Source organism: Aeromonas salmonicida subsp. salmonicida, assembly GCF_001643305.1.
Taxonomy (GTDB): Bacteria; Pseudomonadota; Gammaproteobacteria; order Enterobacterales; family Aeromonadaceae; genus Aeromonas; species Aeromonas salmonicida.
Genome location: NZ_LSGW01000044.1, coordinates 68,462 through 81,353 on the forward strand (window position 1 = coordinate 68,462; position 12,892 = coordinate 81,353).

Consider the following 12,892-nt stretch of genomic DNA (forward strand, 5'->3'; position numbering starts at 1 on the left):
TCCTTTGACGAGTATGGCTTCACAGCATGCCACAGCGCCGTCAAAGGCAACACCCTGTCAAGGTGAAGGAATAGAGGGGATGATCAGTAGTCACTTTCACTGCCAGGCCAGCCCAGCTCGGCGAACAGCTGCAATAGATCAAGGCCCAGCGGCGCCTGGATCCGCATCGGGACCTTGAGGATCGGGTGCTCGAAGCTGAGAGTACGAGCTACCAGCAGCAGGCGTTCGCAGCCGAAGTGTTCACGAAAGAAGCGATTGTGGCGACCATCACCATGAGTGGTATCGCCCACTATTGGGTGGAAAAGATGTTCCATATGGCGGCGCAACTGATGCTTGCGACCGGTTTTCGGGAACAACTTGACCAGACTATAGCGACTGGTGGGGTGCTTCTTGGAAACCGCATGAGGCAGTTCGACCTGATGCAGGCAACGAAATGCCGTTACCGCCTCCTGGGCCGGGCGATCAGGATTGCTCATGGCATCGGCGATCTTGTCCAGCTGCTCCTTGAGGGGGTAGTCGATCACTCCCTGCTCCGGGGCCCAGCCCCGCACCAGCGCCAGATACTCCTTGTGTACCTGCCGGGCGGCAAAGGCCTCTGTCAGGATACGGGCAACGGCAGGATCCAGAGCAAACAGCAGCACGCCCGAGGTGGGGCGATCGAGGCGATGCACGGGGTAGACATGACGCCCCCCGATCAGATCCCGGGTCATCTGCATGGCGAACCGGGTCTCGGCCTTGTCGAGCCAGCTGCGGTGCACCAGCAGACCGGAGGGTTTGTTGACCGCTACCAACCAATCATCCTGATAGAGCAGAGTCAGTTTCATTGCATCACCACGTCGTCACCCGGCTGCGTTTTTCTCTGAAAGCGCAAGGTCAAACTCATTTTTCCACCACTTTACCGGTCAGCAGCAGATCGAAGCGACCGATGAGACGCAGCAGGCTCGCCATCTCGGCCAGCTCGTTCTTGTAAACTTCGCTCGCCATGGGATAGAGGGAGACGCTGGTAGGCAAGGGGGCTTGCAGCATGACAAGTTGCTCCATGCGCGGGATCAGCACGAATTGCAGCCACTGATCGAAGCTCAGGGTATCGACACAGAACGGCAGCTCGCTCGCAAGAGCCTCCTTGCCAGGATGCTCGTCTTGCCAGCGCCCCAGGCGCTGCAACTCGGCAGTGAGTTCACCCAGCAGGCCGGCTACCAGCAGATATTGATTCATATCGTTCTCTTCCTCTTACTGCGATACCGGCCTGACGCTCCTCTGCATGGCAGATAACGGCTGGCCGGGTTCCTCAAAAAAGGGCGCTACTATACACCGTCCCCCTCCCCCTCTGCCATGTTCCATTGGCAAGCAAGACTCAGCGTCCCCCACTGGCTATCTGATGCAATCGCTTTATACAGATTGACCCGCTGCATCCCTGCTGCGCCTTTCTCAGCTTGTCACAAGGCGGTCTTGGTACCGCCAACTTGATACAGATTGACCAGCAGCGCCCTGATGCGTCTTTTTCAGCTCGTAACAGGATGGCCTTGGTGCCCCCCACTGGCTATCTGATACAACCGCTTGATACAAATTGACCCGCAGCGCCCCTGATGCGTCTTTTTCAGCTCGTGACAAGGTGGCCTTGGAGCCCCCACTGGCTATCTGATACAACCGCTTTATAATCGGCCCGCATCACTCTTAGCCGGATCACATCATGTCTACCATCAATACGCTGACCGAGTTTCTGACCCAGGCCGATACCCAGTTTCAACTGTTTGACATGGGTCGCCAGGTGCGACCGCTGGCGAGCGACGCCTTCGAACGCATAGAGCAGCAACAAGAGCCCTATCCCTGGCCACTGCAGCAGCATGCCTGGCTCGGCGTTCATTTCTTCCAGCCGGCAGAATCCCGACACTATCTCTGGTTTCTCAAGTTTGCACTCGATGAGCGTGGCCTGCTCATCGGCAGCGGCCCCAAGCTCTTTATGGATCAAGTGGTCGAGACCCTCGGCTACAAGCTGACCGGCGATCTGGATGAAGAGAAGGCCCAGCGACTGGCCGACAATCCCTATACTTTCCGTCCTGCCGAAGCCAAGATGGCCAGCCTGCATGCCAAGCTGGCTCGACAGCTGGAACAGGCTCCTTCCGCCTACTATGAGGGCCTGTGCCACTATCTGGCTGCGCCGGGTGACGAGGGCTGGCAGGCGTTGGGACTGCAAGGTTTTGCCGACATGGCGGAGCGGCTGCAGGACGAACGCAATCTGGCGCTGGTGTGCAAGGCCCTGCCGAAGCTGCCCCAGGCCCCGCTCTACGCCCTGTGTCAGAGCCTGGAAAATGTCCCGCTGCCGCCGGCCGTGCAAGGTGCCCTGTTCGAGCGGATCGGCAAGGAACAGGAAACTGCCGAGCCCAATGCCGAAACCCTGGCCTACCTGTGTCGGGCGCAGGCTTCCTGCAACGGCAATGCGATGCGCACCAACAAGCTGCTGACCCTGCTGCAAACCCAGCCAAGCCCGGCCTTGTTGCTCGCCATCGCAGGGCGCCTCTGGCCCGACCTCAAAGAGCCAAGCCTGCTCAGCCTGTTCCTGGAACAGTTGGCGCTGCAGCCGACCCAGTTCTTCAATCAGGTGTTTGCCGAACTGGTGACCCTGCCGGCCCTGCGCAATGATATGCTGGCAAGATTGCGTGATCCTGAGCGCAGCAATGCACTCGGTCAGGCTATCGGACGTCTGTTTGCCTCGGCGTAACGGTTAATGGAATAACGGCCAGGTGGGCTGCCGCCTGGCAAAGACAACTCCAGATCACACAAGGAGCCCTTGATGGGTGAAATGCTCGGTATCTTGCTGCTTATCCTAGTCGGGGGCGCCTTCTGGCATCAGCGCCGCCAAGCGGAGCTCGCCTGGCAATACATGCGCCGCTACTGCCAGCATCACGATCTGCAACTGCTGTCTCTGGCACGCAGCCACCGCGCGCTGGCACACAGGCCGCTGCGACTCTTGACCTATTACGAGTTTGAATTTTCCAGCGATGGCGAGAGCCATTATCAGGGACAGTTGCGCATGCAGGGACTGCATATAGTCGGCGTCGACCTGCCGCCCCATCGCATCCCCGCCCAATAAGGCCCCCGGTAGCCAGATACGAGGCCAGAGCGGCCCTATCCCCCCGGACGCATGCCATCCCAGTAAACAAGACGCGGCGGATCACAACCTATAATGTTCAGGGATGTCCCCCGGGAGAGATCAAGATGGAATTGTTGACCCACGACCTGCCTGCCCTGTTCGCCCAGCTGGGCCTGCCCAATGACGAGCTGAGCCTGCACCGCTTCATCCACGAACACAAACTGGACAATCAGACCCTGCTGCCCGAAGCCAGCTTCTGGACCCCATCCCAGGCTGGCTTCCTGCGCGATGCCCTCTGGAATGACTCGGACTGGTCGGAAACCATAGACCAGCTGGATGTGCTGCTGCGCCAGACCGACTGATCCCTTCTTTTACCACCCGCTTTCCAGAGGAGAGCGGTTTGGTTAAGCTCTGTGCCCCGTCAAGCCCGTATCACAGCCCTACTGCGCAGGAGCCCCCATGTCCGCCCAAGAGATCATCCGCATCGCCAACGAACTGGCCGCCAAGGGGATCACTCCCTCCACTGCCATGGTCAAGGCTCGCCTCAGTCAGCCCGTTCCCATGGCCGAATTGCTCAAGGTGCTGAGCCAGTGGAAGCAGCAGCCCCAACCCACAGAACCGGCCCCGGCGAGCACGCCAGCCGCTGCCGATACCGGCACGCAGGCCGATACTGTCAACCTGCAACAGTTGAGCGAGCAGCTCAACCGACTCGAGCAGAAAGTCGATCGCCTGACCACCCTGCTGCTCCAACGCCAACCAGACTGAGCCCCCATGTATATTCTCGAACTCTGCTTTGAGTGCTATCGCGATACCTCCCTCGGTGAGGCCGAACGGGCCATCGTCAACTACCTGGACATGCTGCGCTATCAGGGCCAGATCCTGGGACGGGAGTTTCCCACCAGCATGCATGAAGGGCAGTTCATCAGCCGGGTGGTCTGCCCCGAACAGGACAGCCTGCATCCGGACAACCAGAGTGAACAGGTCAAGCTGGCTGAACAGCAGCTCAATCAGGCGGGTCTGCTCGCACCCAAGCTCCAGCTGCAAGGGATGGATTTGCTCTCCGACAGTACAGACCCTTGCGGCCACACAGACGAGCGGCCGAGCTGGATGCTGCTCTACACCAGTTTCCTGCACACCTGCTCGCCGCTGCGCTGCGGTGACCACTTCGCGCCCATACCGCTCTACCGGCTGCCTGCTGTCGCCAACGGCGATCACAAGCAAATTATCAAGTGGCAGGAGGATTGGGAGGCGTGCGATCAGCTGCAGATGAACGGCTCCATCGCCGAACACGCGGCACTGCACGAGATAGGCGAAGTGGGCAGCCGCCTCCATCGGCGCGGCAGCGATCTGGTCAAGCGGCTGGAGGCCCTGAGCGGCATTCCCACTTACTACTACCTCTACCGGGTCGGCGGGCTGAGCGTAGCCGAAGAGAGAAACCGCCCCTGTCCGGGCTGTGGCGGTGAGTGGGCACTGACAGCGCCGCTGCACGATATCTTCGACTTCAAGTGCGATCCCTGCCGGCTGATCTCCAACCTCTCCTGGGACTTCAAGGATTGAGCCTCCTCCCTTGAGATGGCACTACCTTGTGTCCAGATAGCAGAAGGGCCTTGCCGGATGGCAAGGCCCTTCTCGTCTCACAGAGACAGGATCAATGGGGCAGGGTTTCCAGCCGCTCAAGGAAAGCTGGCAGCGAGGGGGCCAAGGTGAGACGTCGACCTGAATCGAGCCACTCCAGCCATACCTGACCGCTCTCGTTGTCCAGCGACACCAGGGTCATCTCGTTGCGGGTGGTGGCAATGAACAGCGATGGCGTGCGCTTTAACTTGCGCAGCATCAGCAGATGACCGATGAGGTTTTCCCTGAGCAGGTTCAGATCCGCCTCGTTCCACGGCAGGATGATCTCAAGGCGCAGCCCCTTGTAGGAACAGGGGATGGGGCGACTAAACCAGTGACCAAACAGCGCCTGGGCCGCAGGATGCAGCACCAGCTCCAGCGCATTGGCCATGGCCGCAAAATCGGCCGCTTGCTGGCGCTGGTGAGGGCGCCAGGCGACCCGCCCCTCTCTGGGCTCATCCAGCTCGCAAGGGGAGCGCCAGTCAGCTTCCCACTCACACAGGGGCAATCCCCGCCTTGCCTCACCATCACGCTGCCAGCGCAAAAAAAAGTGTTCCAGGGCAGACAAGACTTGATCCGACATCGAAATTCCCCACAATTGCTGCCAAAGTCCGCTATTGCACCATCAAACCCACAAGCAGACAAGGTGAAGCATGAGACGTCACCATCCGGTGGCGCTCCACTGCAATATCCAGTAGGGGTAAGCGCCCCTGACGCTGCAGCGCAATGGCCCATTCAACATCCGGATCCATAAACACAATGAGCAAACAAGAGAAATACGCCGGTGCCAGCGCCTTGCAAGGGCTGAGCCTGGGTCAGCAATCTGCCTACATCAGTCAGTACAGCCCTGCCCTGCTGCAACCTGTGCCGCGCAGCCTCAATCGCGACGACCTCGGCCTGACCGGCGAGTTGCCTTTCCAGGGTTGCGACGTCTGGACTCTGTACGAGCTCTCCTGGCTCAACGCCAGGGGTAAACCCATGGTGGCTGTGGGTGAGGTGTCCGTGCCCGCAGTGAGCGCCAACCTCATCGAATCCAAGTCGTTCAAGCTCTATCTCAACTCCTTCAACCAGACCCGTTGCGACTCGCTGGAGGCGGTACAAGCCATGCTGGTCAAGGATCTGAGTGCCTGCGCCGGCAGCGAAGTGAGCGTGACGCTGTTCCCCCTGGCACAAGCTCCGCACCACATTGCCGCCCTGCCGGGTGAGTGCATCGATGAGCAGGATATAGAGGTTGATTGCTATGAATTCGATGCCAATCTGCTGCAAGGGGCCGCGGGCAACGACGAGGTGGAAGAGACGCTGCACAGTCACCTGCTCAAGTCCAACTGCCTGGTCACCAGCCAGCCCGACTGGGGCTCAGTGGTGATCCACTATCGCGGCCCACGGCTGGATCGGGAAAAACTGCTGCGCTACCTCATCTCGTTTCGCCAGCACAACGAATTTCATGAACAGTGCATCGAGCGCATCTTTACCGATCTCAAGCTCCTCTGCCACCCGAGCCAACTGACAGTGTATGCCCGCTACACTCGCCGTGGCGGGCTGGATATCAACCCGTTTCGCAGCGACTGGGAGCTTCCCCCCACCAACCTGCGGCTGATCCGGCAGTAAAGTTGGGGTCCTGGCTGACAGAGAAGGCCCCTGGATATCGTATCTGTCAGTAAACTCTGGACGTGCAGGGGGGGGCTTGGATAACATGCCCACACCCCTGTGCTGTCCTTAATCCAATGAATCAACTGTTTTTTCTGGCAATGATGATGTCCTCCCTGTCGGCTCCTGATCTGGATCTGGCCAAGGAGCAATTGTCTATCGATCTGCAGCAGGCCCAAACCCTGGTACTGACCGATCCTGCCAGATGTGTCCAGATCACCTCTGCCTTCCTGACACGCACAGCCAATAATCCCAAGCAAATCATCAGCAATCGCCAGGAGTATGGCTATCGCGAGCCATTGCTAAGCTATGGCACAGCAGCCCAGGCCACAGGCGCCCACCTGCTCAAGGGGGAATGCCTGCTGCAACTTGGCCAGTTCCAGGCGGCCCAGAAGGCGCTTGATCAAGGCATTGCCATGGCCACCAAAGAGCAGCAGCTGGAGTTGCAGGCCCACGGCCTCTATCTGAAGATCCGCAGCCAGAATCTGCAGGAGCACTCCCATGGCGCCAGCGCCACTCTGCTCGGCCAACTCGAGACCCTGCTCAGCACCCCCAGCCTCAAAGAGAGCCAGTTGCAGGTATACAGCCGCTTGCTGCGCACCAACGCCAGCATAGAGGCGCACCAGTTTGACGAGGCCAAACGCCAGCTGGCAGAGGCACGGCGCTGGGCAGATCAGGCCAAGAACCCGCTGGCCAGCGCCTGGGTCAGCGCTGTGAGCGGCGATCTCTACCATGCCCTCCAGCAGCCCCAGCTCTCTCTTGGTGACTACATAGATGCCCAGCAACAGGCGAGAGGACTGCAGGATCCCCTCTTCCTCGGTCTGCTGTCGAACCAGATAGTGAACCTCTATCAGGCGGAGCAGGAACCACAGAAGGCACTGCAATATGCCAATGAGGCCGCCAACTACTTCCATGCCCTCGGCAACCCCTCCCTGCTCAGCGATGCACTGATCGTGCTGGCCCGCCTCAACCGGGATCAGGGCGAGATGAACATGGCGCTGGTCTACTTCTTCAATGCGCTGGATCTGCTGGACGAGGGCAATAACCGCACCCGCATCGCCAATCTCAAGTACGAGATAGGCAAAACCTATCTGCAGACCGGCAATCTGACCCTGGCCCGCAACTACCTCACGGCGGCCCGCCAGTCCCACGAACTGGGGGACGACAAGGAGCCGCTGATCGACACCCTGCTGTTGCTGGGTGAGCTGCACCTCAAGCAGAAGGAGGCGGGCATCGCCATCCTTCAGCTGGAAAATGCGCTGGCGCTGGCCAACCAGATTGGCGACGCCCAGCGCCAGTTCGAGATCTTCCGTCTGCTCTCGGTGGCCTACGAGCAGAAGGGCTACCTCAAGCAGGCGCTGGACAGCTACAAGAATTTCCACCAGCGCAGCGAGCAGGTACGCCAGCAGCAGGTCGATCTGGAGCAGGAGGCGATCCGCGACAACTATGTCCAGGTGGAGCGGGAACAGCAGATCAAGGAGCTGGAACAACAACTGGATATCAGCCAGCATCAGCAGGATCGCTACCTCTGGTCGAGCGTGATCACTGGCCTGCTGCTGACCCTGTTCATCTATCTGTTTTTCACCCTCTGGCTCAAGCTCAGGGTCGCACGCCTGCAGGGCAAACAACTGGGTGAGGCCATCTTGATCGAGCCACGCACCGGCCTTGCCAACTGGCAGCGGCTGATGAGCCGCTGGCCGCGGGAGATGGCAAGACGCCAGCAAAAATCAGAACGCTGGTATCTGAGCGAACGGCCCACCAGCGAATTTGACGACAAGTTGCATTACCTGCTGTTTCGGGTGCCCTTCCTAGTGAACTGCCTGGAGCAGCACGGCTATCAGGTGAGCCGCGAGATAGAGCAGGCTTTCGGCGCCTATATCAAGGAGCTGACACCGCAGGATGGCCGCATCTATGATTTACGCGAAGGCCATCTGCTCTACGTGGTGCCCCAGCGCCACGTGGAGGACCTGCACAAGCTGGCTCAGGATCTGCTCGCGGCCTTTGCCGCTTTCCCCTGCCAGCACTCGCTGGATCGCCATATCAGCCTCGGCATCGTCAGCCACCCCTTCCTGCCCAAGGCGGCGACCGCCCTCGATCACAACGGCCTGTTCGACCTCTGCTATCTGGCACTGGCCGGAGCCATTCAGCTCAGCGAAAAATATCAGCAAAGCGTCTGGCTGGAACTTGCCGCCATCGATTGCCAACAGGCCGCATTTTTTAATGGGGATGTGTGGCAATGCTGCTTGATGGCAATTGACAAGGGACTGGTAAAAGTAAATTCTTCTCATGAAAAGCAATGGGTTAATTGGCTTCGACTTTCACGGACGAAAGCACCGGATAACCAATAACCCTATAGATAATCAACTGGATCTGGAACTGGGTTCGACCGCCGTTGCTATCCAACACAAAAACGATAATGACAACAGGGCGACCTGAATAATGAATGATATCGCTGCCGTAGCAGGACAATTGGCCAGACTCAGGGAATCCCTTCAGCAAAAGCAGCTGGAGCTAGACGGTATAGTCACTTTTTCCGATGCAGAGCGAGCCCGCAGTATCCAGTTCATCAGTAAATTGATGCAAGCCTGTCGTGGCCATGACAGGGAGCTGGACAACAAGCTCGCCAAGCTCAAGCAAAAACTCGACGGCAATCCCCCGCTCTCCTCGCTGGATGCCGACCTCGCCGTCATCGAAAAGCTGTTGCAGCAACATGGCAATGCGCTTGAAGAGTCCATCAGCCTGACCAAGGCTGCCATCGACCTTGGCACCAAACAGCTCAAATCCATCAAGGGCTTCCCGGAGGATACCCGCAAGTCCCTCAAGGAGTTTCTGGCAAGCCCGGATGGCTATGGCATCGGCGACCATCAAAAGAAAGTGATCCGCCTGCTGGAGTTTTACCAGCAGGCCATCAAGATCCAGCTGCTGCCGACCCAGCCCCTGCTAACCCCGGCTCCCGCCGCCAGCGTGCAGGCCATGGCCATCACAGAGCTCTCGTCCCCTGAGCCTGTGATCCCGTTTGACGCCAAGGCTCACGCCCATATCGCCGACGAGTTGCAACGGCTCATCACAGAGCTGGATTTTGCCGGCGCCGTTGGCGAGAGTCTGGCGGATATCCGCCGCCAGTTGCTCAATGGCATCACGCCGCCGCTGCTGGCGGAGATCTGCCTGCAGGTGATAGAGCTCATCATTGAGGGCACCCGCGAGGAGCGAAAATCCTCCCAGGCTTTCCTGAGCACCCTCAACGAGAGCCTCTCTGCGGTGCATTTCAGCTTCACCGAATCCCTCGACGAAGGGCGCGCCCTGCAAAGCGCCACTCAGGATACCCGTCAGGCCATCGACAAGGAGCTACGGGCCCTCGACCATACCTTGGCCAGCCACGACACCTTCGACGAGCTCAAGGGTGCCATCTCGGGCCATATGGGTGCCATCAACATGCTTTTGCAGGACAGGGAGGCCATGGCGGCCCGTGAGCGCCACCTGCTCACCCGCCTCTCCACCATGGAGGCCAAGCTGCGGCTGATGAAGGAGGAGACCGCCGAGTACAAGAAGCGGCTCACCATCCAGAAACACAAATTGTTCCTCGACAGCCTGACCCAGGTGCATAACCGGGCGGCGCTGGACGAGCGGCTCGAACTCGAATACAAGCGCTGGCTGCGCTACAACACTCCGCTCTGTCTGGCCATCATAGACATTGATCACTTCAAGAACATCAATGACAACTATGGCCACATGGCCGGTGACAAGGCGTTGAAGGTCGTGGCCAAGGCATTGCAGGGCGCCCTGCGCGATACCGACTTCATCGCCCGCTTTGGCGGTGAGGAGTTCGTGGTGCTGCTGCCGAACATCAACCCGGACAAATACCAGAAGCCGCTGGAGACACTGCGCCAGACCATCAAGAGCATTCCGTTCCGCTTTCGGGATGCCAGGGTCGAGATCACCATCTCCATCGGTGCCACCCTGTTTCGGGAAGGGGATCACACCACGGATGCGTTCGAGCGAGCCGACAAGGCGCTCTACAGCTCCAAGCACTCGGGTCGGGATCAGGTCAATCTGGCCTGAATCCAGGCTGAGTGGCGGCTAAAAAAGCAGCAAACGCACTTCTCCCCTATTCCCCTGCCCTACCGCTTACATCTACTATCAAATTCAAGGGATGCCACATGGCATCCTGTTTTCTCCCCAGGGAAAAGCACAACGATAACAAGCGAGTGAAAGGGGAACTTATGATTACGCACATCAATCCTGTGGGCAGCATGGACTTGCTGTCACAACTCGAGGTGGATCGCCTCAAACAGACTGCTTCCAGCGATATCTATCAACTGTTTCGCAACTGCTCGCTGGCGGTGCTCAACTCAGGTAGCCATACCGACAGCTCCAAAGAGATACTGGAGCGTTTCAAATCCTTTGATATCCATGTGATCCGGCGCGAGCGCGGGGTCAAGCTCGAACTGTTCAATGCCCCCGAGCATGCCTTTGTGGATGGCGAGATCATCCGTGGCATTCAGGAGCACCTCTTCTCCGTGCTGCGCGACATCCTCTATGTGTCGACCCAGCTGGAGTCGAACCGACTGGTCAACCTGACCAGCTCCACCCATATCACCAACGTGGTGTTCGCCATACTGCGCAACGCCAAGGCGATCCTGCCGGGGGCGGATCCCAATCTGGTGGTCTGCTGGGGCGGCCACTCCATCAACCCCATTGAATACCAGTACACCCGCGAGGTCGGCAGCGAGCTGGGATTGCGCGAGCTCAACATCTGCACCGGTTGCGGTCCGGGTGCCATGGAGGGGCCCATGAAGGGGGGCGCCGTCGGCCACGCCAAGCAGCGGGTACGCAATGGCCGCTACATAGGTCTGACCGAACCCTCCATCATTGCCGCCGAGCCGCCCAACCCCATCGTCAACGAGCTGGTGATACTGCCGGATATCGAGAAACGGCTGGAGGCTTTCGTGCGTCTGGGCCACGGCATCATCATATTCCCAGGCGGGGTCGGCACGGCCGAAGAGCTGCTCTATCTGCTCGGCATCATGATGCATCCGGCCAACGAGCGCCAACCCATGCCGATTATCCTGACCGGTCCGAAAGAGAGCGCCGATTACTTCCGCGCCATCGATGACTTCGTCAAGGCTACCCTGGGCGAACCCGCTACCAGCCTCTACCGGATCATCGTTGGCGATGCGCCGGAAGTGGCACGGGTGATGAAGGAAGCGATGCCGAAAATTCGCGAATATCGCAAATCGGTCGGCGATGCCTACTCCTTCAACTGGTCCCTCAAGATCGAGCCCGAGTTCCAGCTGCCATTCGAGCCGGATCACGCCAACATGGCCAGCCTGGATCTGCACCGCAACCAGCCGCCCCAGCTGCTGGCGGCGAACCTGCGCCGTGCCTTCTCCGGCATCGTCGCCGGTAACGTGAAGGAAGGGGGCATCCGCGCCATCGAGAAGAAGGGCCCCTTCAAGCTGCACGGCGACAAGGAGCTGATGCACCTGATGGACAAGCTGCTGGAGAGCTTCGTCAAACAACAGCGCATGAAGCTGCCTGGCACCCAATACGTCCCCTGTTACGAGATTGTTCGTTAAAGGCTGTTAGTCGCCGGTGACCAGCGACAACATGGCACAAGGGGCGCAGCAGCGCCCCTTCCTTTTGCCATCTGTATGAGCATCTGACGCTCTGGCACCACCTGAACACTGTCATCAAGGCTGCCAGTTGTTACAATGGCGCGTCCTGACTGCCAAGAGTCCCCCATGCCACACCTGCTTATCATCGATGCCCTCAACCTCATCCGCCGTCTGCACGCGGTGCAAGCCCAGCAGGCGCTGACCCCGGCCCAGGCGCTCATCGCCACCCGTGCCAATCTCATCAATACCTGCCGCAAGCTGCTGACGGGCAGCGAGCCGACCCATGTCATAGCGGTATTCGACGGAGAGATACACAGCTGGCGCAAAGAGGTCTACCCGGCCTACAAGGAGGGGCGAACCCCCATGCCGGTGGAGCTGCGTGAAGGTCTGAACACGCTGCAGGATGCCTTCTGGGAGTGTGGCGTAGACGCTTTGCTCTCCCAGACCGATGAGGCGGACGATCTCATCGCCACCCTGGCCAGCGGCATCGCCCAGCACGGGGCAAGGGCCACCATCATCTCTACCGACAAGGGGTTCTGTCAGCTCATCTGCCCGCAGATCCAGATCAGGGACTATTTCAACAAACGCTGGTTGGATGCCGCCTTCGTCGAGCAACAATATGGCGTGGTCCCGGCCCAGCTGGTGGATTTCTGGGCCCTGACCGGCATCAGCGGATCCAATATCAAGGGGGTGCCCGGCATAGGCCCCAAGACGGCGACCCAATTGCTGCAGCAATATGGCAGCCTGTCGGCGCTGCTCGCGGCCTGTCAACAGGAGGAGGCCAGCAAGCCCTTGCTCAAGCTGCGCCAGTATCAGGACGATGCCCTGCTGGCCCAGCGTCTGGTCCGGCTGCAGCGTGATATTCCCCTGGGTTTCAACTTGCGGGAAATACGCTATCCCCCAGCACCCGAGAGCGAGGCATGAC

13 protein-coding genes are annotated in these 12,892 nt (G+C 59.4%); 10 read left to right on the forward strand and 3 right to left on the reverse strand.

What is annotated here, in order from left to right; all coding sequences use genetic code 11:
- Positions 1-83: 83 nt before the first annotated feature.
- Positions 84-824 (reverse strand): tRNA pseudouridine(65) synthase TruC, encoded by a 741-nt coding sequence (gene truC / locus AXW79_RS03825; RefSeq protein WP_005312035.1) that lies wholly within the window; start codon positions 822-824, stop codon positions 84-86.
- Positions 825-879: 55 nt separating this feature from the next.
- Positions 880-1,215, reverse strand: coding sequence for a YqcC family protein (locus AXW79_RS03830; RefSeq protein WP_005312033.1), 336 nt, complete (start codon positions 1,213-1,215; stop codon positions 880-882).
- Positions 1,216-1,690: 475 nt separating this feature from the next.
- On the opposite strand from AXW79_RS03830, the gene AXW79_RS03835 reads away from it, so the two are divergent.
- The 5 genes from AXW79_RS03835 (at position 1,691) to AXW79_RS03855 (ending at position 4,648) form a co-directional block, all read left to right on the forward strand.
- On the forward strand, positions 1,691-2,719 hold the full coding sequence (locus AXW79_RS03835) for a DUF3549 family protein (RefSeq protein WP_005312031.1): 1,029 nt from the start codon (positions 1,691-1,693) through the stop codon (positions 2,717-2,719).
- A 72-nt stretch (positions 2,720-2,791) separates the two neighbouring features.
- The gene (locus AXW79_RS03840; protein WP_005312029.1) at positions 2,792-3,091 is read left to right on the forward strand and encodes a DUF3301 domain-containing protein; all 300 of its coding nucleotides are present in this window, start codon (positions 2,792-2,794) and stop codon (positions 3,089-3,091) included.
- Between the two features lie 125 nt (positions 3,092-3,216).
- Entirely contained in the window at positions 3,217-3,453 is a 237-nt protein-coding gene (locus tag AXW79_RS03845; RefSeq protein WP_005312027.1) for a DUF2789 domain-containing protein, read from the forward strand.
- A 97-nt stretch (positions 3,454-3,550) separates the two neighbouring features.
- A complete protein-coding gene (locus tag AXW79_RS03850; RefSeq protein WP_005312025.1) occupies positions 3,551-3,856 on the forward strand; it encodes a hypothetical protein in 306 nt (101 codons plus the stop codon).
- 6 nt (positions 3,857-3,862) lie between these two features.
- Entirely contained in the window at positions 3,863-4,648 is a 786-nt protein-coding gene (locus tag AXW79_RS03855) for a Zn-ribbon-containing protein (RefSeq protein WP_005312023.1), read from the forward strand.
- A 91-nt stretch (positions 4,649-4,739) separates the two neighbouring features.
- Here AXW79_RS03855 and syd read toward each other — a convergent pair whose 3' ends face one another.
- Positions 4,740-5,288, reverse strand: coding sequence for a SecY-interacting protein (gene syd / locus AXW79_RS03860; protein ID WP_005312021.1), 549 nt, complete (start codon positions 5,286-5,288; stop codon positions 4,740-4,742).
- A 176-nt stretch (positions 5,289-5,464) separates the two neighbouring features.
- Here syd and queF point away from each other — a divergent pair, with 176 nt between their 5' ends.
- From queF to xni, 5 genes are all read left to right on the forward strand, one after another.
- Positions 5,465-6,313, forward strand: coding sequence for an NADPH-dependent 7-cyano-7-deazaguanine reductase QueF (queF, locus tag AXW79_RS03865; protein ID WP_005312019.1), 849 nt, complete (start codon positions 5,465-5,467; stop codon positions 6,311-6,313).
- 116 nt (positions 6,314-6,429) lie between these two features.
- Positions 6,430-8,700, forward strand: coding sequence for a hypothetical protein (locus AXW79_RS03870; RefSeq protein ID WP_011898997.1), 2,271 nt, complete (start codon positions 6,430-6,432; stop codon positions 8,698-8,700).
- Between the two features lie 91 nt (positions 8,701-8,791).
- Positions 8,792-10,411, forward strand: a complete 1,620-nt coding sequence (locus AXW79_RS03875; RefSeq protein WP_005312015.1) for a GGDEF domain-containing protein — start codon at positions 8,792-8,794, stop codon at positions 10,409-10,411.
- 161 nt (positions 10,412-10,572) lie between these two features.
- The gene (ppnN, locus tag AXW79_RS03880; protein ID WP_005312013.1) at positions 10,573-11,928 is read left to right on the forward strand and encodes a nucleotide 5'-monophosphate nucleosidase PpnN; all 1,356 of its coding nucleotides are present in this window, start codon (positions 10,573-10,575) and stop codon (positions 11,926-11,928) included.
- A gap of 165 nt (positions 11,929-12,093) precedes the next feature.
- Positions 12,094-12,891: a flap endonuclease Xni gene (gene xni / locus AXW79_RS03885; RefSeq protein ID WP_005312011.1), complete on the forward strand. Its 798-nt coding sequence runs from the start codon at positions 12,094-12,096 to the stop codon at positions 12,889-12,891.
- Position 12,892: the final 1 nt, after the last annotated feature.